23 protein-coding genes and 3 tRNA genes are annotated in these 22,759 nt (G+C 72.9%); 5 read left to right on the top strand and 21 right to left on the bottom strand.

Features of this window, described 5'->3' with window-relative positions:
* From IQ279_RS14885 to IQ279_RS14860, 6 genes are all read right to left on the bottom strand, one after another.
* The gene (locus IQ279_RS14885) at positions 1 to 660 is read right to left on the bottom strand and encodes a YceD family protein (protein WP_307792360.1); all 660 of its coding nucleotides are present in this window, start codon (positions 658 to 660) and stop codon (positions 1 to 3) included.
* A 157-nt stretch (positions 661 to 817) separates the two neighbouring features.
* The gene (locus tag IQ279_RS14880; protein WP_206349005.1) at positions 818 to 1,966 is read right to left on the bottom strand and encodes a F0F1 ATP synthase subunit B family protein; all 1,149 of its coding nucleotides are present in this window, start codon (positions 1,964 to 1,966) and stop codon (positions 818 to 820) included.
* Positions 1,967 to 2,082: 116 nt separating this feature from the next.
* Entirely contained in the window at positions 2,083 to 2,562 is a 480-nt protein-coding gene (coaD, locus tag IQ279_RS14875; protein ID WP_206349112.1) for a pantetheine-phosphate adenylyltransferase, read from the bottom strand.
* Positions 2,563 to 2,588: 26 nt separating this feature from the next.
* The gene (gene rsmD / locus IQ279_RS14870; RefSeq protein ID WP_206349004.1) at positions 2,589 to 3,182 is read right to left on the bottom strand and encodes a 16S rRNA (guanine(966)-N(2))-methyltransferase RsmD; all 594 of its coding nucleotides are present in this window, start codon (positions 3,180 to 3,182) and stop codon (positions 2,589 to 2,591) included.
* Positions 3,183 to 3,296: 114 nt separating this feature from the next.
* Positions 3,297 to 5,567 (bottom strand): ATP-dependent DNA helicase RecG, encoded by a 2,271-nt coding sequence (recG, locus tag IQ279_RS14865; protein ID WP_206349003.1) that lies wholly within the window; start codon positions 5,565 to 5,567, stop codon positions 3,297 to 3,299.
* A gap of 67 nt (positions 5,568 to 5,634) precedes the next feature.
* Positions 5,635 to 7,308, bottom strand: a complete 1,674-nt coding sequence (locus IQ279_RS14860) for a DAK2 domain-containing protein (RefSeq protein WP_206349002.1) — start codon at positions 7,306 to 7,308, stop codon at positions 5,635 to 5,637.
* Between the two features lie 274 nt (positions 7,309 to 7,582).
* Between IQ279_RS14860 and rpmB the strand changes: the two genes are divergently transcribed.
* Positions 7,583 to 7,768 carry a 50S ribosomal protein L28 gene (rpmB, locus tag IQ279_RS14855; protein ID WP_031508248.1) on the top strand — a complete coding sequence of 62 codons (186 nt, stop codon included), beginning with the start codon at positions 7,583 to 7,585 and terminating at the stop codon, positions 7,766 to 7,768.
* Between the two features lie 168 nt (positions 7,769 to 7,936).
* Here the strand turns inward: rpmB and thiD are convergent, their stop codons facing one another.
* Complete coding sequence (gene thiD, locus IQ279_RS14850) at positions 7,937 to 8,758, bottom strand: bifunctional hydroxymethylpyrimidine kinase/phosphomethylpyrimidine kinase (protein WP_206349001.1); 822 nt, start codon at positions 8,756 to 8,758, stop codon at positions 7,937 to 7,939.
* Between the two features lie 120 nt (positions 8,759 to 8,878).
* A complete protein-coding gene (locus tag IQ279_RS14845; protein ID WP_307792359.1) occupies positions 8,879 to 9,823 on the bottom strand; it encodes a thiamine-phosphate kinase in 945 nt (314 codons plus the stop codon).
* A 248-nt stretch (positions 9,824 to 10,071) separates the two neighbouring features.
* On the opposite strand from IQ279_RS14845, the gene IQ279_RS14840 reads away from it, so the two are divergent.
* Complete coding sequence (locus IQ279_RS14840; RefSeq protein ID WP_093662086.1) at positions 10,072 to 10,305, top strand: Lrp/AsnC family transcriptional regulator; 234 nt, start codon at positions 10,072 to 10,074, stop codon at positions 10,303 to 10,305.
* Positions 10,306 to 10,324: 19 nt separating this feature from the next.
* Positions 10,325 to 10,837: a DUF3515 domain-containing protein gene (locus IQ279_RS14835; protein ID WP_307792358.1), complete on the top strand. Its 513-nt coding sequence runs from the start codon at positions 10,325 to 10,327 to the stop codon at positions 10,835 to 10,837.
* Between the two features lie 67 nt (positions 10,838 to 10,904).
* Here the strand turns inward: IQ279_RS14835 and IQ279_RS14830 are convergent, their stop codons facing one another.
* From IQ279_RS14830 to IQ279_RS14820, 3 genes are read right to left on the bottom strand one after another with little or no spacing between them, the layout of a single operon-like run.
* A complete protein-coding gene (locus IQ279_RS14830) occupies positions 10,905 to 12,071 on the bottom strand; it encodes a D-alanine--D-alanine ligase family protein (RefSeq protein WP_206348999.1) in 1,167 nt (388 codons plus the stop codon).
* A gap of 38 nt (positions 12,072 to 12,109) precedes the next feature.
* Entirely contained in the window at positions 12,110 to 13,111 is a 1,002-nt protein-coding gene (locus IQ279_RS14825; protein WP_206348998.1) for an NAD(P)H-dependent glycerol-3-phosphate dehydrogenase, read from the bottom strand.
* Positions 13,108 to 13,950 carry a lysophospholipid acyltransferase family protein gene (locus IQ279_RS14820; protein WP_206348997.1) on the bottom strand — a complete coding sequence of 281 codons (843 nt, stop codon included), beginning with the start codon at positions 13,948 to 13,950 and terminating at the stop codon, positions 13,108 to 13,110. Before IQ279_RS14820 ends, IQ279_RS14825 begins: the two co-directional genes overlap by 4 nt.
* Before the next feature lie 136 nt (positions 13,951 to 14,086).
* Between IQ279_RS14820 and cofC the strand changes: the two genes are divergently transcribed.
* Positions 14,087 to 14,764, top strand: coding sequence for a 2-phospho-L-lactate guanylyltransferase (gene cofC / locus IQ279_RS14815; protein ID WP_372445145.1), 678 nt, complete (start codon positions 14,087 to 14,089; stop codon positions 14,762 to 14,764).
* Here cofC and IQ279_RS14810 read toward each other — a convergent pair.
* The 5 genes from IQ279_RS14810 to leuC form a co-directional block, all read right to left on the bottom strand.
* Complete coding sequence (locus tag IQ279_RS14810; protein ID WP_206348995.1) at positions 14,736 to 14,975, bottom strand: hypothetical protein; 240 nt, start codon at positions 14,973 to 14,975, stop codon at positions 14,736 to 14,738. The genes cofC and IQ279_RS14810 overlap by 29 nt on opposite strands.
* A 398-nt stretch (positions 14,976 to 15,373) precedes the next feature.
* Positions 15,374 to 16,012 carry an HU family DNA-binding protein gene (locus IQ279_RS14805; RefSeq protein WP_206348994.1) on the bottom strand — a complete coding sequence of 213 codons (639 nt, stop codon included), beginning with the start codon at positions 16,010 to 16,012 and terminating at the stop codon, positions 15,374 to 15,376.
* A gap of 125 nt (positions 16,013 to 16,137) precedes the next feature.
* Positions 16,138 to 16,398: an SCO5555 family protein gene (locus IQ279_RS14800; protein WP_206348993.1), complete on the bottom strand. Its 261-nt coding sequence runs from the start codon at positions 16,396 to 16,398 to the stop codon at positions 16,138 to 16,140.
* 229 nt (positions 16,399 to 16,627) lie between these two features.
* Positions 16,628 to 17,221, bottom strand: a complete 594-nt coding sequence (gene leuD / locus IQ279_RS14795) for a 3-isopropylmalate dehydratase small subunit (RefSeq protein ID WP_206348992.1) — start codon at positions 17,219 to 17,221, stop codon at positions 16,628 to 16,630.
* A 9-nt stretch (positions 17,222 to 17,230) separates the two neighbouring features.
* Complete coding sequence (leuC, locus tag IQ279_RS14790) at positions 17,231 to 18,655, bottom strand: 3-isopropylmalate dehydratase large subunit (protein WP_206348991.1); 1,425 nt, start codon at positions 18,653 to 18,655, stop codon at positions 17,231 to 17,233.
* Positions 18,656 to 18,807: 152 nt separating this feature from the next.
* Here leuC and ndgR point away from each other — a divergent pair, with 152 nt between their 5' ends.
* Positions 18,808 to 19,527: an IclR family transcriptional regulator NdgR gene (ndgR, locus tag IQ279_RS14785; RefSeq protein WP_206348990.1), complete on the top strand. Its 720-nt coding sequence runs from the start codon at positions 18,808 to 18,810 to the stop codon at positions 19,525 to 19,527.
* 101 nt (positions 19,528 to 19,628) lie between these two features.
* On the opposite strand, the gene IQ279_RS14780 is transcribed toward ndgR, so the two are convergent.
* The 5 genes from IQ279_RS14780 to IQ279_RS14760 form a co-directional block, all read right to left on the bottom strand.
* Positions 19,629 to 19,701, bottom strand: a tRNA-Glu gene (locus IQ279_RS14780).
* Positions 19,702 to 19,729: 28 nt separating this feature from the next.
* Positions 19,730 to 19,802 (bottom strand) — tRNA-Glu (locus tag IQ279_RS14775).
* Between the two features lie 24 nt (positions 19,803 to 19,826).
* Positions 19,827 to 19,898, bottom strand: a tRNA-Gln gene (locus tag IQ279_RS14770).
* 395 nt (positions 19,899 to 20,293) lie between these two features.
* Positions 20,294 to 21,784, bottom strand: coding sequence for a glutamate--tRNA ligase (gene gltX, locus IQ279_RS14765; RefSeq protein ID WP_206348989.1), 1,491 nt, complete (start codon positions 21,782 to 21,784; stop codon positions 20,294 to 20,296).
* Entirely contained in the window at positions 21,777 to 22,559 is a 783-nt protein-coding gene (locus IQ279_RS14760; RefSeq protein WP_206348988.1) for a fumarylacetoacetate hydrolase family protein, read from the bottom strand. The genes gltX and IQ279_RS14760 overlap by 8 nt, the downstream gene beginning before the upstream one ends.
* Positions 22,560 to 22,759 lie beyond the last annotated feature (200 nt).

Genomic DNA, 22,759 nt, shown 5'->3' with positions numbered 1-22,759 from the left:
CTATTTCTCCTGTGGATCGTCCCCGGCAGTGCGGGGTGCGTTGTCTTCGTCCTTCTCGCCGTCCCGCATGGAGCCGGCGAGTCCTTCGAGAGCCGCCCACCGGATGTCGACGGCCTCGTTGTGGTCGTGCCCGGGGTCGTCCGCGAGCCTCGCCCCGCAGCGGGGGCAGAGTCCGGGGCAGTCCTCCTGGCACACCGGCTGCAGCGGCAGTGACAGCACCACCGCGTCGCGCAGCACGGGCTCGAGGTCGAGCAGGTCTCCCTCGAGTTGGAACGTCTCCTCGTCCTCGGCGTCGTCGCCGGTGTCCGCGAAGCGGCTCCGGTCGTCGGCGTCGGGGTAGGAGAACATCTCCTGGAAGTCCGCCTCGCATTCCTGCTCCAGCGGCTCCAGACACCTTACGCACTCCCCCTCCAGTCGCGCACGGGCGGTGCCCGTGACGAGCACCCCTTCCATGACCGACTCCAGGCGGAGGTCGAGCTCCATGGGCGAGCCCTTCGGCACCCCGATGACCTCGATGCCGAGATCCCCGGGAGCCGGGACCGTCCGGGAGAGCTCCTTGAGCGCACCCGGACGGCGCCCCAGCTCGCGCGTGTCCAGCACGAGGGGGGAGCGGGGGTCGAGGGGGGCGTTCAGGGCTTCCTGCTTTCTACGGTCTGACACCGGCTGGCTCCGATTCCTGCGTTCTGGGCAGCCGAACGTCGCGGGCGGACCACGACCGAATGGCCAGGATACTGGACCGGCCGCCCCGGACCCAATCCGGGCCGACCGGACACCGGTCCGGCGGGACGCCGGACCGGTGGAGCGCCGGGCGACGGGGCTAGCGGCCCTGCTCGTACTGCCGCAGCTGCTCCATGTCGATCATGCTGGTGTCGAAGAAGCTGGTCTCGTCGAGCGCCGCGGACGGCTGCGGCGGGGACTGCTGCTGATAGGCGTACGGATCCTGCTGCGGCTGCCCGTACTCCTGCGGATAACCCTCCTGGGGATAGCCGTAACCGCCCTGCTGCGGCTGCTGCGGCTGGTAGGCGGGCTGCGGCGGGGACTGCTGCTGATAGGCGTACGGGTCCTGCTGCGGCTGCCCGTACTCCTGCGGGTAGCCCTCCTGGGGATAGCCGTAACCGCCCTGCTGGTAGGCGTACGGGTCCTGCTGCGGCTGCTGCGGCTCGTACGCGGGCTGCTGCGGCGGCTGCACGGGGACCTGCGGCATCTGCCGGGGCCGCTGCGGCTGCTGCGGCTGCTGCGGCTCGTGGGAGGCGGCGGCGAGGTCCGCGAAGTAGTCGGCGTCGCTCTGCTGCCCGTGCTCGTCCTGGGCGGCCAGATGGGCGCCCAGCTCGTCGATGGGCCGGTGGCCGGTGAGCTTCTGCCGGCCGCGCCCGACCGCCTCCAGGGTCTTGGACAGCACCGCCTCGAAGGCCCGGAACTGTGCCTCCACATAGGTGTCGGCGCGCTCCCGCAGCTCGGCGGGGTCGGCGGAGCGCTCCGGGATGTCCTCGCCGCCCTCCTCGCCGTATGGGTCGGCGCCCGGGTCCCGGCCCAGCAGCTTCTCCCGCCCGCGGTCGACCGAGCCTATGGTCTTGCTGAGGACGACCTCGAAGTTGGCGAGCTTGCTGTCGACGTAGTCGTCGGCCTCGGCCCGGATCCCCTCGGCCTCCTGACGCGCCTGGGCGAGGATGCGGTCGGCCTCCTCCTGCGCACGGCGGGCGATCTCGGTGCCGGAGACCAGCGAGCCGCGCTCGGCCTGTGCGGAGTCGATGATCCGCTCGGCCTCCTGCCGGGCCTCGGCGATCATCTGCTCCCGGTCGCCGATCAGCTCCTGGGCCTGGGCGAGCGAGCCCGGCAGCGCCTGCCGCACCTCCTCCAGCATCCCCAGCAGCTCCGCGCGGTTGACCACGCAGGAGGCCGACATGGGCATGGAGCGGGCGCCTTCGACCGTCGCGACGATGTCGTCGAGTTTCTGCTGTACGTCCACGGGAGCGACTGTACGGGCAGCGGCCGCCGGTGCGACAGCGGATGCGGGAACCGGTCCGGGCACGGGCCCGCCGGCTCCCAGGAACCGGGTGCGGCCGGGCGGGGCGGCCGGCCGCGTCAGGGGTGGGACAGCCGCTCGCGCAGAGCCTGGAGCACCTGGGGCGGCACCAGGTGGGAGACGTCGCCGCCCCAGGCCGCGACCTCCTTGACCAGGCTGGAGGAGAGGAAGCTGTAGGTCGGATTGGTGGGCACGAACAGCGTCTCCACCCCGGACAGCCCGTTGTTCATCTGGGCCATCTGCAGTTCGTAGTCGAAGTCGCTGACCGCCCGCAGACCCTTGACGATGGCCGGGATGTCGCGCTGCTTGCAGAAGTCCACCAGCAGTCCGTGGAATGCCTCCACGCGCACGTTGCCGTACTCGGCGGTGACCTGGTGGATCAGGTCGATGCGCTCCTCGACGGCGAAGAGGCCCTGCTTGGACTTGTTGATCATCACCGCGACGTACACCTCGTCGTAGAGCCTGGAGGCGCGGGAGATGATGTCGAGGTGTCCGTTGGTGATGGGGTCGAAGGACCCCGGACAGACGGCGCGGCGCACTGGCGTTTCCTCGCTCTCCGTACGGGTCATGACGCGTCGGTGACCTCTTCGGCTTCTTCGGCGGCGCGACCGTACCAGAGCGTTCCCTCGCCGTAGCGACGCGACCGCAGCCCCTCGAAACCGGCGGGCCAGCGGAATTCGCCGCCCCTGGTGCTCCGTTCCACGGTGGCGAGGGCGCCGCCCGCGAGCCACCCCCGGGTACGGAGTGTGAGAAGGATCTCGCGCAACTCCTCGTCCCCGACGGCGTACGGCGGGTCGAGGAACACCACGTCGTACGGCTCCGCGGGGGCCTGCGCGCGCACCGTCTGCTCCGCCCGGCCGGCGTGCACCTCGGCGCCGGGCAGGCCGAGGCCGCGGACGTTCTGGCGGATGGTGCGCACGGCCCGGGCGTCGGACTCGACCAGCAGGACGTGGACCGCGCCGCGCGAGAGGGCCTCCAGGCCGACCGCGCCCGAGCCCCCGTACAGGTCGAGCACCCGCAGGCCCGCCAGCGGGCCGAGCAGCGACTCCCAGGTGGAGAACAGCCCCTCGCGCGCCCGGTCGGAGGTCGGGCGGGTGCCCTGGCCGGGCGGCACCGCCAGGCGTCGTCCGCCGGCCGCTCCGGCGATCACGCGGGTCATCGCTTCACCGTCTCCAGGGTGCTGGGGCAGGGGTTGGTGGGGCGGCGGCCCGGCGGACCGCCGCCCCACCACGATAGGCGCGCGGCGGACACCTGGCGGGCCCGCCCGCCCCCGTCAGCCCTTCTCCAGGTACTCCTCGCGCTCGGCGTCCAGCAGGGCCTCCAGGGCCGCGCGCAGCTCCGGCAGGCGCTCCAGCTCGGGGTCGGCGGCGACGATCTCCGTCGCCTTCTCCCGGGCGGCCGCGATGACCTCCTCGTCGTCGATGACGGCGAGCATCCGCAGGGAGGAGCGGGTGCCGGACTGCGCCTGGCCCAGCACATCGCCCTCCCGGCGCTGCTCCAGGTCGATGCGGGACAGCTCGAAGCCGTCCAGCGTCGCGGCGACCGCTCCCAGCCTGGCGCGGGCGGGGCTGCCCTCGGGGGCCTCGCTGACCAGCAGGCACAGGCCCGGCGCGCTGCCGCGCCCGACCCGGCCGCGCAGCTGGTGGAGCTGGGAGACGCCGAAGCGGTCCGCGTCCATGATCACCATCACGGTGGCGTTCGGCACGTTCACCCCGACCTCGATGACGGTCGTGGCGACCAGGACGTCCAGCTCGCCCGCGGCGAAGCGGCGCATCACCTCGTCCTTGGCGTCCGGCTGCATCCGGCCGTGCAGCGCGGCCACCCGCAGGCCTTTGAGCGGCCCGTCGGCGAGCTGTCCGGCCACGTCGAGCACGGCCAGCGGCGGGCGGCGCTCGTCCGCGCCGTCGGCGCCCCCCTCGTCCTCGCCGCTCCCCTCGTCCTCGCCGCCTCCACCGCCCCGCCGGGCGCCGGCGGGTTCCTCCTCGTCGCCGATGCGCGGGCAGACCACGTAGGCCTGGTGTCCGGCCGACACCTCCTCGCGCACCCGCTCCCAGGCGCGGGCGAGGAAGTGGGGCTTCTCGGCGGCGGGCACGACATGGCTGGCGATGGGAGAGCGCCCGGCCGGGAGCTGGTCCAGCACGGAGGTCTCCAGATCGCCGAAGACCGTCATGGCGACCGTGCGCGGGATGGGTGTGGCGGTCATCACCAGCAGATGCGGGGGCTGCCTGCCCTTGGAGCGCAGGGCGTCGCGCTGCTCGACGCCGAAGCGGTGCTGTTCGTCGACCACGACCAGGCCCAGGTCGTGGAAGCCCACCTTGTCCTCGATCAGGGCGTGGGTGCCGATGACGACCCCGGCCTCGCCGGTGGCCAGGTCCAGCAGGGCCCGGCGGCGGGCGGCGGCCCCCATCGAACCGGTGAGCAGCACGACCCTGGTGGCGTGCTCGGTGCCACCGAGCATCCCTCCCTCGGCCAGCTCGCCCATCATCTCGGTGATCGAGCGGTGGTGCTGCTGGGCCAGCACCTCGGTGGGGGCGAGCATCGCGGCCTGCCCGCCGGCGTCCACCACCGCGAGCATGGCGCGCAGCGCCACCAGTGTCTTGCCGGAGCCGACCTCGCCCTGGAGGAGGCGGTGCATGGGGTGCTCGGTGGCCAGGTCGTCGAAGATCTCCCGGCTGACGGCCCGCTGACCGTCGGTGAGGGTGAAGGGCAGCCGGGCGTCGAAGGCGTCCAGCAGCCCGTCCTCGCGCGGCCTGCGCGCCACGGCCGGCAACTGGCCCTCGGCCAGGCGGCGGCGGGCCAGAGCGACCTGGAGGACGAACGCCTCGTCCCACTTCAGCCGGGCCCTCGCAAGCTCCACGTCGGCCTTGGCGCGCGGCCGGTGGACCTTCTCCAGCGCCTCCGGCAGCGTGGGCAGGCCGCGCTCGGCGCGCAGGGCGGCGGGCAGCGGATCGGCGACGCCCGCCCAGCCGGTGGCCAGCAGGGAGTCCACCACCGTGGCGACGGCCTTGGCGATCTTCCACGACTCCAGCTGCTTGCACGCCGGGTAGATCGGCATGAGCCTGCCGGCGAAGGCGTCCACCGCCTCCGCTCCGCTGCCGGCGCCCAGCAGCTCGTAGGCGGGGTGGGAGAGCTGGAGCTTCCGGTTGAACACACCGACCTTGCCCGCGAACATCCCTCGGCGGCCGGGCAGCAGCTCCTTGTGGTGGTGGTGGACGGCCCTGCCGAAGAAGACCAGCTGGAGGCGGCCGCTGCCGTCGGTGAGGGTGACCTCCAGGCGCTTGCCGCGGCCCTGGTTGAAGGTGAGCACCCGGGAGTCGGCGACCTGGGCGACGACGGTGACGTGCTCGTCCAGCGGCAGGTCGGCCAGCCGGGTCAGCTCGCCGCGCTCGGCGTACCGCCGCGGGTAGTGGTGCAGCAGGTCGCCGACGGTGCGCAGGCCGAGGTGCTCGGCCATCACCTTCGCGGTGGTGCCGCCGAGCACCTTTCGCAGCGGTTCCGTCAGGGGATCTTGCGTGTTCTCTTCCAGCGCGGGCACGTACCCCATTGCACACCACGCCGCCGACAGAGCGGGCCGCGCGACCCGCCCGCCCCACTCCCCGCGCCCACCGTGCTCACTCCACGCCGATCAGCAGCGGGCCGCTCTGGCGTCCCTCGTGGACGAGGGTGTCGACGGCCAGGTGGTTGCGGCGCACATGCTCCTCCAGGTGATCGGCCAGGTCCGCGGGCGCGTCCGCGCCGACCACCAGGGTCACCAGCTCGCCGCCGCCCGAGAGCATCCGGTCCAGCACGGCCGCGGCCACGTCCGCCGCCCGCGCGCCGATCAGCGCCACGTCCCCATCGATCAGACCGAGGACGTCCCCGGCCTGGCAGATGCCCGCGGTGGTCCATGCCTGCCGTTCGGCGACGCACAGCTCCCCGTACCGGGTGGCCCCGGCCGCGGAGGTCATGGCGACGACGTCCTCGTCGAAGCGGCGGCCGGGCTCGTGCACGGCGAGCGCGGCGATGCCCTGCACCGGGGAGCGGGTGGGGATGATGGCGACCCGCATCCCCTCGGCGCGGGCCTGTTCGGCGGCCGCGGCGGCGGTATGCCGCAGCTCGGGGTCGTTGGGCAGCAGGACCGCCTCGGGCGCGCCCGTCCGCAGCAGCGCCTGAGCCAGCTCCCCGCTGGCGGGCGGCTCCCCGGGGCGCGCGGTGACGGTGATGGCGCCCGCCTCGGCGCACAGTTCGGCCAGCCCGTCACCGGGCACCACCGCGACCACGGCGCGGCGGGCGGCACGGTCGGGGGCGTGCGCGGGCGTACGGTCGGCGTGCCGGTCGCCGCCCCGGACGCCGAAGTGCGTGATCCGGATGCGGAAGGGGCGTCCGGCCTCGATCCCGGCCTCCACCGCCGCTCCGGCGTCGTCCACGTGGACGTGGACGTTCCACAGCCCGTCGCCGCCGACCACCACCAGGGAGTCGCCCAGGGCGTCGAGCCGGGTGCGCAGGGCGGCCACGGCGTCGTCCCCGGCCTCCAGCAGGTAGACGACCTCGCAGGCCGGGCCGGTTTGCTCCGTTGAGGCCGCGCAGCCCGCGTCGGCCGGGAGCGGATCCGGGGCCGGGCCGGACGTTCCGGACCGCCCGGCGGCCGGAGCCTCGGGCCGCTCCCCGGAGAGCACGGCCACCAGCGCGCCCAGCACGGTGACCAGGCCGTAGCCGCCCGCGTCCACCACGCCCGCGCGGGAGAGCGCCGGGAGCTGCCCGGGGGTGGCCTCCAGGGCCGTGCGGGCCGCGGACCAGGCGGCGCGGGCCACCGCGGCGCAGTCCCCGGCGGTGTCCGCCGCCGCGCCGGCCGCCGCCGCGGCCACGGTGAGCACGGTGCCCTCCACCGGGTGCGCGACCGCGGCCCGTGCCGCGGCCGCGGCACGCACCAGGGCGCGCCGCAGCGGTTCCCCGTCGTCCCCGGCGCGCTCGTGCGGCCCGCCGCTTCCGCCGTTCTCGGCCTCGGCTATCTCCTCGGCCATGCCGCGCAGCAGCTGCGCCAGGATCGTCCCGGAATTGCCGCGTGCGCCGATCAGCGCGCCGTGCGCCATGGCCCGCACCGCCTGGGCCGGGGTGGGCTCCCCCGCGCAGGCGGCCTCGACGGCCCGGGCGGCGGACTCCGCGGTCAGGTAGAGGTTGGTGCCGGTGTCGGCGTCCGCGACCGGGTAGACGTTGATCGCGTCTATGGTCTCGCGGGCGCGGCCCAGCGCGTCGAGCGCCTGGGCGCTCCACTCCCGTACCGTGGCGGCGTCGAGCGGATGCGGCACGGACGGGCCTCCTGAGGGCTTGCGGCCGGGCGGCCGGGAAGGACATCTGCGACGGGCGAAGGCTAGTGCCCGGCACGCTCCGCGACCGGGGGCGGGGCCGGGGCGACGGTGCGGGGCCGTGGTAATTTCATGGTCCGGACGGGGGCGAGGTATGCTTCCCCGGTTGCCCGACCCGCTCGGGCTCTATCCAATTCCCTGGCAGTGCCGGTCATCCTCTGATCCTGCCGACGCCGGGATTTCACTGTAAGTGCATCTGAAGTCTTTGGAGTGACCCGTGGCTGCCAACTGCGACGTCTGCGGCAAGGGGCCGGGCTTCGGCAACAACATCTCGCACTCGCACCGCCGTACGCCCCGCCGTTGGAACCCCAACATCCAGCGGGTGCGTGCGATGGTCGGTCGGACGCCGAAGCGGCTCAACGTCTGCACCTCGTGCATCAAGGCCGGCAAGGTCTCGCGCTGAGCGCATGACCTCTCCCCCGCCGTGCGGCGGGGGTGATCCGGTCTCGCGCTGACGCAACGCGCAGCGCGGCCACTTTGCCGGTTACGCGGGAAGGCCGGTCCACCTCGGGTGGACCGGCCTTCCCGCGTAACCGCCTCCCGCCGCTGTGCGGCGGGCCGGAACGGCCGCTCAGGCCGCTCCTTCCGGAACCTCCCGTCCCAGCCGCCAGCCGTGGTCCACGGGGCCGATGCCGCCGCCCAGCGCGAAGCCCGCGGCGATGGCGCCCGTCACGTACTCCTTGGCGTCGGTGACCGCCTCCGGGACCGTGCGCCCCTTCGCCAGCCGCGCGGCGATCGCGGCGGCCAGGGTGCAGCCGGTTCCATGGGTGTGGCGGTTGTCGTGACGGGGCGCGCGCAGCCAGTGCTCGGCATCGCCGTCGGTGAGCAGGTCCACCGCGTCCGCCCCGTCCTTGAGGTGGCCGCCCTTGATCAGCGCCCACCGCGGCCCGTACGCCAGCACCGCCTCCGCCGCACGCGGCAGATCGGCCTCGCGCTCCACCCGTACGCCGGTGAGCTGGGTCACCTCGTCCAGGTTGGGGGTGGCGACGGTGGCCCTGGGCAGCAGTTCGGCGCGCACCGTCTCCAGCGCCTCGGCGGCCAGCAGTGGGTCGCCGTGCTTGGAGACCCCGACGGGATCGACGACCACGGGCGCGGCGAGGCCGTCCAGCAGACCTGCGACCGTCGCGACCAGCTCTGCGGTGGCCAGCATGCCGGTCTTGACCGCCTGCACCCCGATGTCGTCCACGACGCTGCGGAACTGCTGCCGCACCGCCTCGGCCGGCAGTTCCCAGGCGCCCTGCACGCCCTGGGAGTTCTGCGCGGTGACGGCGGTGAGCACGCTCATCCCGTGGGTGCCGAGCGCGAGCATGGTCTTCAGATCGGCCTGGATGCCCGCTCCGCCGCCGGAGTCGGACCCGGCGACGGTGAGGACGCGCGGTGGTGGTGTACGCATACCCCGCAGCCTAAGCCGCCTCCTCCGTCGGGCGACTCGCGCCCATGTTCACAGCAACCATCGGCTGAGCAACCCCCCTCGGCGAGCGACCAGGTCCGCGAGAGCGGCGGCGGCAGCGGGTCAGTCGCCGAAGTGGTCCCAGCCGCCCGCCCGGTCCCACGGGGCGCCGTCCACCGTGACCTGCGGCGCGGCGGAGGGGTGCAGCACCTCGCCGATACGGCGCCAGCGGGCGGGGAGTTTGGCGTCCGCGGGGAAGGCCGCGACGATCGCGTGGTCCTCGCCCCCGGTGAGGACCCACTGCAGCGGGTCGATGCCCACCGCCTGCCCGATGTCGGACATCTGGACGGGGACGTCGAGGGCCGACGAGCGGATGTCGATACGGACCTTGCTGGCCTCGGCGATGTGCCCGAGGTCGGCGATGAGCCCGTCGCTGACGTCCGTCATCGCCGTCGCGCCCAGCTCCGCAGCCGCCGGGCCCGCGTGGTACGGCGGCTCGGGGCGGCGGTGGGCCTCGACGAAGGCCCGCGGTGAGCGGAACCCGCGGGCGAGCACCGAGTACCCGGCGGCCGACCAGCCCAGCCAGCCGGTCACCGCGACGGTGTCGCCGGGCCGCGCCCCGGAGCGGGTGACCGGCTCGCGTCCGTGCAGGTCGCCCAGCGCGGTGATGGCCACGGTGATGGTCTCGCCGCCCACCACGTCCCCGCCGACCACGGCCGCGCCGGCGACCTGGCACTCGTCGTGGAGACCGTCCATCAGCTCGGTGGGCCAGGTGGCGGGGAGTTCGGCGGGCACGACGAGGCCGAGCAGCAGCGCGGTGGGCTCGGCTCCCATGGCGGCGATGTCGGCCAGGTTCTGCGCCGCGGCCTTGCGGCCGACGTCGTAGGCGGTGGACCAGTCTCGCCGGAAGTGCCGCCCCTCCAGCAGCAGGTCGGTGCTGGCCACCACGCGCCGGTCGGGCGCGGCGACCACGGCCGCGTCGTCGCCCGGACCGATCCGTACGGCCGGGGTGGGGGTGATCCGCGAGGTCAGCTCGCGGATCAGTCCGAACTCCCCGAGCTCCCCCACGGTACGGCCGGGAGTCCTGGGGGCGCCCCCGGGGAATCCGGGGGGAGGCTGCCCCCCGGGAGAACTCAGCATCGTCGTGCCCCTTCTTCCGTGCGCTCGAACGGTACCGCCGCGGCCGCCGGTCCGGCTCCCCGCGCCGCCGTACCGCCGCGCCCGCCCGCGGTGCGGGTCTCCCCGGCGGTACGGGTGACGCGGTACCGTGGCGTCCCTTCTTCCCCCATGATCCTCGTGGCCGCCCTGGAGGTTCCGTGGTACAGGCGTACATCCTGATCCAGACGGAGGTCGGCAAGGCGTCGTCCGTCGCCGAGGTCGTCGGCGCGATTCCGGGAGTGGTCCGGGCCGAGGACGTGACCGGTCCCTACGACGTGATCGTGCGGGCCGAGGCCGACACGGTGGACGACCTGGGTCGCATGGTGGTGGCCCGCATCCAGCACGTGGAGGGCATCACCCGCACCCTGACCTGCCCGGTCGTGCATCTGTAGCCCCCCGTATGCTCGCCCGGTGAGCTCCGTGTCCCACCGCTCCCTGCCGTCCGCCCTCCGTAAGCCGGCCGCCGTGCTCGCCGTGCTCGCCGCGGCGGCCGGCTGCACGCCGTCCGGCGGCGACCGCTCCGGCCCGCCCGTACCGAGCCCTGCGGGCGAGGCCGCCGGCATCTGCCGCGAGCTGTACGGCGCGCTGCCCGAGGAGGTGGACGGGCAGCCCCGGGGTGAGATCGAGCCCGAGACGCGGTTCGCCGCCGTGTGGGGCGAACCCGCGATCGAACTGGGCTGCGGAGTGCCGCGGCCCGAGGTCCTCACGCCCGGCAGTGAACACTACAACCCCCTCTCCGATTCGGTGGAGGTGAACGGGGTCTCCTGGCTGCTGGAGGAGCAGGGCGGCGGCCACCGGTTCACCCTCCTCGAACGCGAGGTCTTCGTCCGGGTGACCGTCCCCGACGCGTACGCGCCCGAGGTCAACGCCCTGGTCGACCTCGCCGACGCGGTGCGGCAGACGGTCCCTGGGAAGCCGCTGTGACGTCCCGCCGTCCCCGCCTCCGGGCCCGCGCGCCCCTCGCGGCCCGGAGCGAATCCGCGCAGGCCGGTCAGCGCAGGCCGGTCGGGCGGCGCAGGGCGGCCCTGATGAGGCGGTCGACCAGCTCCGGGTAGCCGACCCCGCTGGCCTCCCACATCCGCGGGTACATGGAGATGGGCGTGAAGCCGGGCATCGTGTTGATCTCGTTGATGACGAACTCGCCGCTGTCCAGCAGGAAGAAGTCCGCGCGGACCAGGCCCTCGCAGGAGGCCGCGTCGAAGGCGCGCACCGCCAGCTCCCGGACCTCGCGGGTCTGCTCGTCGGTCAGCGGGGCGGGCACCAGGCCCTCGGCGGAGTCGATGTACTTCGCCTCGAAGTCGTAGAAGTCGTGGGCCGTGGCCGGCGGGATCTCGGCCGGCAGGCTGGCGCGCGGGCCGTCCTCGAACTCCAGGACGCCGCACTCGATCTCACGGCCGCGCAGCAGGGACTCGACGATGATCTTGGGGTCGTGGCGCCGCGCCTCGGCGATCGCCTCGTCCAGACCCGCCAGGTCCTCGACCTTGGTGATGCCGAAGGAGGATCCGGCCCGGGCGGGCTTGACGAAGACCGGCCAGCCGTGGTCGGCCGCGAAGTCCACGATCCTCTTCCGCGCGGCCTTCTCGTCCTGCTCCCACTCGCGCGGCCTGACCACCGTGTAGGGCCCGACGGGCAGCCCGAAGGAGGTGAAGACCCGCTTCATGTACTCCTTGTCCATGCCGACCGCCGAGGCCAGCACACCCGAGCCGACGTAGGGCACCCCGGCCAGGTCCAGCAGGCCCTGGAGGGTGCCGTCCTCGCCGTACGGGCCGTGCAGCATGGGGAAGACGACGTCGACCTCCCCGAGCACCTTGGGCACCGAGCCCGGCTCGCTGTAGACGACCTCGCGGTTGTCCGGCTCGAAGGGCAGCAGTACGGAGCCGGTGTCGGACTCGGTGAGCTGCTCCACGCTCGGCAGTGCGCGGTCGGCGATCGCCATCCGCTCGGGGTCGTCGGCGGTCAGCGCCCAGCGGCCGTCGGCGGTGATGCCGATGGGCAGGACGTCGTAGGCGTTGCGGTCGATGGCGCGCAGCACGGCGCCCGCGGTGACCACGGAGATCCCGTGTTCGGAGCTGCGACCGCCGAAGACGACGGCGACACGCGGCCGCCGGCCGGGGGGCGGGGGCGTCTGGGGGCCTGGGGAGAAGGACTGGCTGCTCATATCCGGGCGAGATTACCTGACGTGACGGTGGTGGGCGGTCAGCGGCGCTCGGGCTTGGCGCTGCGCGACATCAGTTCCTTGAGGGCGACCAGCGGCGGCTTGCCGTCGTGGACGATGTCGACGACCGTCTCGGTGATGGGCGTCTCGACACCGTGCCGCCGGGCCAGGTCCAGTACCGACTCGCAGGACTTGACGCCCTCGGCGGTCTGCCGGGTCGCCGCGACGGTCTCCGCCAGGGTCATGCCCCTGCCGAGGTTGGTGCCGAAGGTGTGGTTGCGCGACAGCGGCGAGGAGCAGGTGGCGACCAGGTCGCCCAGGCCCGCCAGGCCGGCGAAGGTGTGCGCGTCGGCGCCCATGGCCAGGCCGAGCCGGGTGGTCTCGGCCAGGCCGCGGGTGATCAGCGAGGCCTTGGCGTTGTCGCCCAGGCCCATGCCGTCGGCGATGCCGACCGCCAGCGCGATGACGTTCTTCACCGCCCCGCCCAGTTCGCAGCCGACGATGTCGGTGTTGGTGTAGGGGCGGAAGTAGGGGGTGTGGCAGGCGGCCTGGAGCCTGCGGGCCACATCCTCGTCGCGGCAGGCGACGACCGAGGCGGCGGGCTGCCGGTCGGCGATCTCGCGGGCCAGGTTGGGGCCGGACAGCACGGCGATCCGGTCCGGGCCGGCCCCGGCGACCTCCTCGATCACCTCGCTCATCCGCTTGGCGGTGCCGAGTTCGACGCCCTTCATCAGGGAGACGAGCACGGTGTGCGGCGGCAGCAGCGGCTTCCAGGCCGAGAGGTTGCCGCGCAGGGTCTGGGAGGGCACGGCCAGCACCGTGAAGTGGGCCCCGGCCGCGGCCTCGGCCGGGTCGGTGGTGGCGCGCACGGCCTCGGGGAGGACGATCCCGGGCAGGTAGTCGGGGTTGGTACGGGTGGTGTTGACCGCCTCGGCCAGCTCCGCACGGCGCCCCCACAAGGTCACCTCGCAGCCGGCGTCGGCGAGCACCATCGCGAAGGCGGTGCCCCAGGATCCGGTGCCGTAGACGGCGACTCGCGTCACGCGCTCTCTCCCTCGGCTACCGTGCGGCCGGCGGTCTTCCGGCCGGTGGCCGGCTCCGTGCCGGCGCCGTGCGCGGCGGGGCCGTGGCCCGTGGCCGCCTTGGCGGCGGGGCCGCGCCGGCCCTGCGCGAGCGCCCGGCGGCGGTCGTAGCGCTGGGCGGGCGCGGGTTCGCCGCGCACCTCGGCCAGCAGCTGCGTGATCGCGTCCATGATGACGTCGGTGACCTCGCGCAGCAGTTCCGCGGTGGGTTCGCGGTCGTAGAACCGGGACAGGTCGACGGGCGGCCCGGCCAGCACCTTCAGCGTCCTGCGCGGGAAGAACCGGATCTTCTTGATCCCCGCGTACGGCGGTACGGCCTCGTTGGCGCCCCACTGCGCGACGGGGATGACGGGCGCCCTGGTGATCAGGGCGACGCGGGCGGCGCCGGTCTTGCCCTCCATCGGCCACATGTCCGGGTCGCGGGTGAGGGTGCCCTCGGGATAGAACGCCACGCACTCGCCCTTGTCGATCGCCTCGACGGCGGCGCGGAAGGCGCTCACGGCGTCGGCGGTCTCGCGGTAGACGGGGATCTGCCCGGTGCCGCGCATCACCGCGCCGACGAATCCGCCCTTGAACAGGGAGTCCTTGGCCAGGAAACGGGGGACGCGGCCGGTGTTGTACTGGTAGTGGGCGTAGGAGAGCGGATCCAGATAGGAGTTGTGATTCACCACGGTGATGAATCCGTCCTCCTGAGGAATATGCTCCATTCCGCGCCAGTCCCGCTTGAACAGCACCACCAGGGGCGGTTTCGCCAAAACCGCGGCAAAGCGGTACCAGAAGCCGATTCTGCGGCGGGACACCCGGACACCATCTCCTCTTGCCTGCTGCGGCACACGCGCCGCCGGGAACAACCGCACAAGTGTCGCCCCGGGTCGTCGCCCTGTCGAGCACACCGTAACCCCGTAAAGCCCCGGGCGACTCCGGCGGCGGGTGAGAATGGTGCCGATGCATCGCGACGACACGGCGGCGTGGGCCGCGGCGGCCCGGGAATGGACCCTGGTGGTGCCCCTCAAACCCCTGGCTCTGGCGAAGAGCAGGCTGGCCCCGGCGGCGGGGAGCGGGCTACGGCCCGCACTGGCCCTGGCCTTCGCCCAGGACACCGTCGCCGCGGCACTGGCCTGCGCGGCGGTGGGTGATGTGGTGATCGTCACGGACGATCCGCTCGCGGGCGCGGAACTGGCCGCTCTGGGAGCGCGGATCGTGCCGGACGCGCCGGGCGCCGGGATGAACGCCGCGCTGGAGCACGGCGAGGCGGTCGTACGGCTGGAGCGTCCCGGCGCCTCGGTGGCCGCGCTCAACGCCGATCTGCCCGCCCTGCGCCCCACGGAACTGGGCCGGGTACTGGAGGCGGCACGGGCGCACCGCCGGGCCTTCCTGGCCGATGCCGCCGAGGTCGGCACCACGCTGCTCGCCGCGTCCGGCGGGGCCGCTCTGGCCCCGGCCTTCGGAGGCGCCTCACGCGTCCGTCACCTGCGCTCCGGGGCGGCGGAGATCGTCCTGTCCGGGGTGGACAGCGTCCGCCGGGATGTGGACACCGGCGAGGATCTGGCCGCGGCGCTGGCCCTGGGCGTGGGCCCGCACACGCTCAGAACGTCTGCAGCGTCACCAGCGTGATCCGGCGGCGCCCTGCGCCGGCGCCGGTTCCTGTTTCGGTGCCGGTCAGGGTCTCGGTCTCGGTCTCGATCCGTACCCGCTGCCCCGGGCGCAGCAGCCGCAGGCCCCCCGCGTCGAACGCCTCGGTGTCGAAGGGGAGGGGCGTGCCGTCGTCGAGGAGCACGCTGCCGCTGCGGGTCGCGGGGTCGTAGGTGTACGCGGTGGCCTGCATGGCGCCGAGCCTAGTGCCGTATCGGCCGGGGTTCACCCCGCTCGCCGCTTCCCCGGCCTCCTGCCTGGGGGCGCCCCCGTGCCGCGTTGGCCGAGAGCCCGGGCGGGACGAGTGCACGCGGCTTACGGCCGCCTGGCGATCGTGTCCCCTCGGCCCTGCGGGCCCGGGGAGGCCGCGGCACCTGGGGGCGCTCCCGGCCGGATGCCGGGATACCGGGGAGGGGAGCCCCGCCGCCGGGCAGACCCCGAGCGACACGGCACCGGACGAACCGGGCGCCTGGCCCGGCCGGACGGCGGTCCCGGGACGGACCGCGGGCCGGACTCCCCTGGAGTCCGGCCCGGCGCGGTCACCGCATGCCCGTGTGCCCGGCTCACTTCCCGTGGACCCCTTCCCGCGACTCACTTCCTGCGGGTCGCCGCCCTCTTGCGCGCCGAGGTCCTGCGGCCGGGAGCCTTCTTGGCGGGCGCCTTCTTGGCGACGGCCTTTCCGGCGCTCTTCTTTCCGGTCGTCTTCTTGGCGGTGGTCTTCTTCGCCGCCGTCTTCTTCGCCGGGGTGGCCTTGGCCGCCGTCTTCTTGGCGGTGGTCTTCTTCGCCGCCGTCTTCTTCGCCGCCGTCTTCTTCGCCGCGGCCTTCTTCGCCGGGGCCGCCTTCTTGGCGGCGGCCTTCTTGGCGGCCGCCTTGCGGGTGGTGGCACCGGCCCCACCCGAGAGGCTGCCCTTGGGGGCCTTCTTCACGGCCACCTCGCCGCCCTTGGGGAGTTTCTTGGCGCCGCTGACCAGATCCTTGAAGCCCTGACCGGCTCGGAAACGCGGAACGGAGGTCTTCTTGACCCTGACGCGCTCGCCGGTCTGCGGGTTGCGGGCGTAGCGGGCCGGGCGCTCCACCTTCTCGAACGAGCCGAATCCGGTGACCGAGACCCGGTCGCCGGCGACGACCGCACGGACGATCGCGTCCAGCACCACGTCGACCGCGTCGGCGGCCTGCTGTCGTCCGCCGAGCTTGTCGGCAATTGCTTCAACGAGCTGCGCCTTGTTCACGTCTTCCCCTTCGGAGGCATTGCCGGAACGAATCTGTCCAAGCTTTTTCGCACGTTAGGCAGATATTTACCGCAAATCAAACGCGAAACGTGCGAATCACCCTTGTGTCGCAACGAAATAGACCATCACGCACTTCGGTCCGCGCACCGGTCTTCACCTTCTCCGGGGAAGAGGCCGTCACCGGCCCGGATGTCCTCCATCAGCCGGTCCAGCCGCCGTGCCGCGCCGCCCAGGTCGTGCTTCGCGGCGGCCGTGACGGCCAGGAGCCTGCGGACGAGCGCCGCCCGTACGTCGTCGGGCACTTGCAGCGCGCGCACCATGGTGTGCGCGTCCTTCAGCCGGGCGGCGACGAGGTCGTAGAGGGGAAGTTGGCCGTCGCTGTCCATGCACCGATTGTGCCATTGAAGGTGAGTTGTCACCCCGGTCGGCCCCAACACGCCGCGGACGGACACGTACGGGTGAGGCAACTGTGCCCAGTGACAAGGAACTTGGACCTCTCCTCCTTCTCCGTGTGCCCGCCCGTACGCCCGAGCGCCCCCGGCTCGCGGAGCCGGGGGCGCTCGAAGGGGTGCGCGTGCGTCCGCCGCGACGGGCGGGCGTACGGGGTACAGGTCGTCAGGCGGGGAGCGTCTGCGGCTTGAAGGAGGGGCGCTTCGCCTCGTACGCGGCGATGTCCTCCTCGTGCCTCAGGGTGATGCTGATGTCGTCCAGCCCCTCCAGCAGCCGCCAGCGGGCGTTCTCGTCCAGCTCGAAGTCGGCCTCGACACCGGGCGCGGTGACCTTGCGGGCCACCAGGTCGACGGTGACCTCGGCCGTCGGGTCGGCCTCCGTCAGCTCCCACAGCGCGTCCACGGTCGGCTGCGGCAGGACGACGGTCAGCAGGCCGTTCTTCAGCGAGTTGCCGCGGAAGATGTCGGCGAAGCGGGAGGAGATCACGGCCTTGAAGCCGTAGTTCTGCAGCGCCCAGACGGCGTGCTCGCGCGAGGAGCCGGTGCCGAAGTCGGGCCCGGCCACCAGGACGGTGGCGCCCTGCCGCTCCGGCCGGTTGAGCACGAACTCCCCGTCCTTGCGCCAGGCCTCGAACAGGCCGTCCTCGAAGCCGTCGCGGGTGACCTTCTTCAGCCAGTGCGCGGGGATGATCTGGTCGGTGTCGACGTTGGAGCGGCGCAGCGGGACGGCGCGGCCGGTGTGGGTGGTGAAGGCTTCCATGGCTTTTCCTCAGACTCCCGCGGGCTCGCGTACATCGGACAGGTCGGCGGGTGAGGCCAGATGCCCCAGGACCGCGGTGGCGGCGGCCACCTGCGGGGAGACCAGATGGGTACGGCCGCCCTTGCCCTGCCTGCCCTCGAAGTTGCGGTTGGAGGTGGACGCGGAGCGCTCACCGGGCTTGAGCTGGTCAGGGTTCATGCCCAGGCACATCGAGCAGCCCGCGTGCCGCCACTCGGCGCCGGCCTCGGTGAACACCTTGTCCAGACCCTCCTCGACGGCCTGGAGCGCCACCCGTACCGAGCCGGGTACCACCAGCATCCGCACCCCGTCGGCGACCTTGCGGCCCCTGAGCAGGGCGGCGGCCGCGCGCAGGTCCTCGATGCGGCCGTTGGTGCAGGATCCGACGAACACGGTGTCCACGGCGATCTCGCGCAGCGGCTGCCCGGCGGTCAGGCCCATGTACTTCAGCGCGTTCTCGGCGGCCAGCTTCTCGCTGGGGTCGGTGAAGGAGGCCGGGTCCGGCACGCTCGCGCTCAGCGGCGCGCCCTGGCCGGGGTTGGTGCCCCAGGTCACGAACGGCGCCAGCTCGGAGGCCTCGATGACCACTTCGTGGTCGAAGACGGCGCCCTCATCGGTGCGCAGGGTGCGCCAGTACTTCACGGCCGCGTCCCAGTCGGCGCCCTTGGGCGCGTGCTCGCGCCCTTCGAGGTAGGCGAAGGTGGTCTCGTCCGGGGCGATCATGCCCGCGCGGGCGCCGGCCTCGATGGACATGTTGCAGATGGTCATCCGCGCCTCCATCGACAGCTTCTCGATGGCCTCGCCGCGGTACTCGATCACATATCCCTGGCCGCCGCCGGTGCCGATCCGGGCGATGATCGCCAGGATCAGGTCCTTGGCGGTCACGCCCTCGGGCAGCTCGCCGTTGACCGTGACCGCCATGGTTTTGAAGGGCGCCATCGGCAGGGTCTGGGTGGCCAGGACGTGCTCGACCTGGCTGGTGCCGATGCCGAACGCCAGCGCCCCGAAGGCGCCGTGCGTGGAGGTGTGGCTGTCGCCGCAGACCACCGTCATGCCCGGCTGGGTCAGCCCGAGCTGCGGTCCCACGACGTGGACGACGCCCTGCTCGACGTCGCCCAGCGGGTGCAGCCGCACCCCGAACTCCGCGCAGTTCTTGCGCAGCGTCTCCAGCTGGGTGCGCGAGACGGGGTCGGCGATGGGCTTGTCGATGTCCAGGGTGGGGGTGTTGTGGTCCTCGGTGGCGATGGTGAGGTCGGTGCGCCGCACCCGGCGCCCGTTCTTGCGCAGCCCGTCGAACGCCTGGGGGCTGGTGACCTCGTGCAGCAGGTGCAGGTCGATGAAGAGGAGGTCGGGCTCGCCTTCCGCGCGCCGGACGACGTGGTCGTCCCAGACCTTCTCCGCGAGTGTCCGTCCCATCGCTTTCCCTCCGACCGGCCGCACTGCCGGCCTCGTCTCGACATCCGTGCCGCCGCCTCCGCACGGGCGGGGTGGCGACTGTCACCCCAGCTTGGCGGGTTCCCGGGGAAAAGGAACTTGCGTTTCGTAATGTGAGACGTGAATATCGTTGCATGGACAACTCTAGCGGCGTCGGCGTACTCGACAAGGCGGCTCTGGTATTGAGCGCTCTGGAGTCCGGTCCGGCCACCCTCGCCGGGCTGGTCGGAGCGACCGGGCTCGCGCGCCCCACGGCGCACCGGCTCGCGGTGGCGCTGGAACACCACCGCTTCGTGGCCCGCGACATGCAGGGCCGTTTCATCCTGGGTCCGCGCCTGGCCGAGCTGGCCGCCGCCGCGGGCGAGGACAGGCTGCTCGCCTCGGCGGGCCCGGTGCTCACGCACCTGCGCGACATCACCGGGGAGAGCGCCCAGCTCTACCGCCGCCAGGGGGACATGCGGATCTGCGTCGCCGCGGCGGAACGGCTGTCCGGGCTGCGGGACACCGTGCCGGTCGGCTCCACACTCCCGATGAAGGCCGGCTCGGCGGCTCAGGTCCTGATGGCCTGGGAGGAGCCCGAGCGGCTGCACCGGGGGCTGCAGGGCGCCCGCTTCACGGCGACGGCCCTCTCGGGAGTGCGGCGGCGCGGCTGGGCCCAGTCCATCGGTGAGCGCGAGCCCGGTGTCGCCTCGGTCTCGGCACCGGTGCGCGGCCCGTCCAACCGCGTGGTGGCGGCGGTGTCGGTCTCGGGCCCGATCGAGCGCCTGACCCGCCACCCGGGCCGGATGCACGCCCAGGCGATCGTGGAGGCCGCCGGCCGCCTCACCGAGGCGCTGCGCCGCAACGGCGGCTGAACGCCCCGCCGGTGTTTCCGCGGCGGGGCGCCTCGCCGCGGAAACACCGGCGGAACAACGAATAAGGCCCTCCGCCGAAGCGGAGGGCCTTCCCTCGCTTGTACCCCCGACCGGATTCGAACCGGCGCTACCGCCTTGAGAGGGCGGCGTGCTAGGCCGCTACACAACGGGGGCCCCAGCAGCGATCCCGAAGGACCGCGAGTACCCCCGACCGGATTCGAACCGGCGCTACCGCCTTGAGAGGGCGGCGTGCTAGGCCGCTACACAACGGGGGCTTGGATCTTGCTGGGAAGATCGCGCTGGGGTACCAGGACTCGAACCTAGACTAACTGAACCAGAATCAGTCGTGCTGCCAATTACACCATACCCCACCGGAACTCAAGCTCTTGCGGAACTCTTGTCCTGGTGACCGCCTTGCTTCTCCGGCTTTTCGGCCCGTTCCGCCTGGCGACGGGAAGAACATTACCCGATGGAAGCCCGTGCTCCAAAACGAGTTCCCGCCGGGTCGCCGGCGGCCGGAAACACCCACCAACGGCACCGCTCCCGCACGCATGGCGACCGCTGCGGCCCCGCCTGCGCTTCGGGGCCTCCTTCCGGCACGGGATCGGGCCCGGCCGCCGCGGTGGGCTGCGTCCGCTCCCCACCGCCGTCGGCGGAGGAGTTCCGCCTGCGAGGGTGCGGGCGAGGTTCGTCCCGGAAAGCCCGGGGAGGCCGGGAGCAGAGCTCCCGGCCTCCCTCACAGGGTTTCCACGCCCTCATCGGCGGCTCACGCCTGCGCGGCGGCCTCCAGCCTGGTCAGAGCGGCGTCCACGCGGGACAGGGTGCGCTCCCGGCCCAGGATCTCCAGGGACTCGAACAGGGGCAGTCCGACGGTGCGGCCGGTGACGGCGACGCGGACCGGGGCCTGGGCCTTGCCGAGCTTGAGCCCGTGCTCCTCGCCGGCGGCCAGGACGGCCGCCTTCAGTGCGTCGGCGTTCCACTCGGCCCCGGCCAGCTTCGCCCGCGCGGTGCGCAGCAGGGCGTCCGCGCCGGGCTTCATGGCCTTGTTCCAGGCCGCCTCGTCCTGAACCGGCTCGTCCAGGAAGAGGAAGTCGACGTTGGCGGTGATGTCGGACAGGACGGTGAGGCGGGTCTGGGCCAGGGGCGCGAGCGCCTCGAAGGCGGCGCGGTCGAAGCTCTCGGGCGCCCAGGGGGCGTGCGGGGCGGTCAGCCACGGCTCGCAGCGGGCGATGAACTCCTTGGTGTCCAGGTCCCGGATGTGGACGGCGTTGATGGCCTCGCACTTCTTGAGGTCGAAGCGCGCCGGGTTGGCGTTGACGTCGCCGATCTCGAAGGCGGCGACCATCTCCTCCAGCGAGAAGATGTCGCGGTCCTCGGCGATCGACCAGCCCAGCAGGGCCAGGTAGTTGAGCAGGCCCTCGGGCAGGAAGCCGCGCTCGCGGTAGAGGTTGAGCGAGGACTGCGGGTCGCGCTTGGAGAGCTTCTTGTTGCCCTCCCCCATCACATACGGCAGGTGCCCGAACCGAGGAGTGCTCCCGCCTCCGACGCCGATCTCCGCCAGCGCCCGGTACAGCGCGATCTGGCGGGGGGTGGAGGAGAGCAGGTCCTCGCCGCGCAGGACGTGGGTGATCTCCATCAGGGCGTCGTCGACCGGGTTGACCAGCGTGTACAGCGGGGCGCCGTTGGCGCGGACGATGCCGTAGTCGGTGACGTTCTCCGGGGTGAAGGTCAGCTCGCCGCGGACCAGGTCTGTGAAGGTGATCGCCTCGTCCGGCATCCGGAAGCGGACGATGGAGGCGCGGCCCTCGGCCTCGTACGCGGCCTTCTGCTCCCCGGTGAGAGTGCGGCACTTGCCGTCGTAGCCGGAGGGCTTGCCGGCCTTTCGGGCGGCCTCGCGCCGCTCCTCCAGTTCCCCGGCGGTGCAGTAGCAGCGGTAGGCGTGGCCGGCCTCCATCAGCTTGCCGGCGACGTCGGCGTAGACGTCCATGCGCTGCGACTGGCGGTAGGGGGCGTGCGGGCCGCCGACCCCGGGGCCCTCGTCCCAGGTCAGTCCCAGCCAGCGCATCGAGTCCAGCAGCAGCTCGTAGGACTCCTCGGAGTCGCGGGCCGCGTCGGTGTCCTCGATGCGGAAGACCAGGGTGCCGCCGTGGTGCCGGGCGAACGCCCAGTTGAACAGGGCGGTTCGGACCAGGCCCACATGGGGGTTGCCGGTCGGCGAGGGACAGAACCGTACGCGTACGTCAGATGCGCTAGCCACGCTTGATCACCTTGTTGGTGAGAGTGCCGATGCCTTCGATGGTGACGGCGACCTCGTCGCCGACGTTGATGGGGCCGACGCCCGCCGGGGTGCCGGTGAGGATGACGTCCCCGGGGAGCAGTGTCATCGCCTCGGTGATGTGGACGACCAGGTCCTCCACCGAGCGGACCATCTGGCCGGTGCGGCCGAGCTGCCGCTGCTCCCCGTTGACGGTGCACATGACGGCCAGGTCCGCCGGGTCGACGTCGGTGACCACCCACGGGCCCAGCGGGCAGGAGCCGTCGAAGCCCTTGGCCCGGGCCCACTGGGACTCGGTGCGCTGGATGTCGCGGGCGGTGACGTCGTTGGCGCAGGTGTAGCCGAGGACCACGTCCGCCACCCGCTCACGGGGCACCTGGCTGCACATCCGGCCGATGACCACGGCCAGCTCGGCCTCGTGGTGCACCTCACGGGAGAAGGACGGGTAGACGATCGGGTCGCCGGGGCCGATCACCGAGGTGGAGGGCTTGAAGAACGCGACCGGCACCTCGGGGACCTCGCCGCCCATCTCCGCCGCGTGCTCGGCGTAGTTGCGGCCGATGGCCACCACCTTGTTCGGGAGCACGGGCGGCAGCAGCCGCACCTTGTCCAGGGGGACCCTCTTGCCCGAGCGCTCGAACTCGGCGAAGGGGTGGCCCTTGATGATGTCGAGGACGAGGCCGTCGGCGCTGCCCGCGTCCCCTTCCACGACTCCGAACGCGACGTTGCCGTCGATGGAGAATCTGGCGATGCGCACGGGTGGTGCTGCCCCTCGTTGATCGCGGGTGGGAGATGACACTCAAGGGTAAGCCCCGCACACTCGTGGTGTGCGGGGCCCTGCCGTGCGCGTGTGTGGAGGTGTGGCCCGCGGGTATCGGGTGGAAGCGGGGCGGAGAATGCCCCGGCCGCCCGGCGCGGACGTGCCCGGTGCGGGTGTGCTCAGCGCAGGCGCGCCAT

The sequence above is a fragment of the Streptomyces verrucosisporus genome (genome assembly GCF_017114865.1).
Classification (GTDB): domain Bacteria; phylum Actinomycetota; class Actinomycetes; order Streptomycetales; family Streptomycetaceae; genus Streptomyces; species Streptomyces fenghuangensis.
This window is presented reverse-complemented; position numbering and strand designations above follow the sequence as displayed.

Bases quoted from the DNA above. Each gene is read 5' to 3' on its own strand.
- thiD (WP_206349001.1), bottom strand. From the start codon at position 8,758: ATGCGTACACCACCACCGCGCGTCCTCACCGTCGCCGGGTCCGACTCC.
- leuD (WP_206348992.1), bottom strand. From the start codon at position 17,221: ATGGAAGCCTTCACCACCCACACCGGCCGCGCCGTCCCGCTGCGCCGC.
- IQ279_RS14810 (WP_206348995.1), bottom strand. From the start codon at position 14,975: ATGCAGGCCACCGCGTACACCTACGACCCCGCGACCCGCAGCGGCAGC.
- cofC (WP_372445145.1), top strand. From the start codon at position 14,087: ATGGTGCCGATGCATCGCGACGACACGGCGGCGTGGGCCGCGGCGGCC.
- IQ279_RS14830 (WP_206348999.1), bottom strand. From the start codon at position 12,071: ATGAGCAGCCAGTCCTTCTCCCCAGGCCCCCAGACGCCCCCGCCCCCC.
- leuC (WP_206348991.1), bottom strand. From the start codon at position 18,655: ATGGGACGGACACTCGCGGAGAAGGTCTGGGACGACCACGTCGTCCGG.
- rsmD (WP_206349004.1), bottom strand. From the start codon at position 3,182: ATGACCCGCGTGATCGCCGGAGCGGCCGGCGGACGACGCCTGGCGGTG.
- IQ279_RS14800 (WP_206348993.1), bottom strand. From the start codon at position 16,398: ATGGACAGCGACGGCCAACTTCCCCTCTACGACCTCGTCGCCGCCCGG.
- ndgR (WP_206348990.1), top strand. From the start codon at position 18,808: ATGGACAACTCTAGCGGCGTCGGCGTACTCGACAAGGCGGCTCTGGTA.
- recG (WP_206349003.1), bottom strand. From the start codon at position 5,567: ATGGGGTACGTGCCCGCGCTGGAAGAGAACACGCAAGATCCCCTGACG.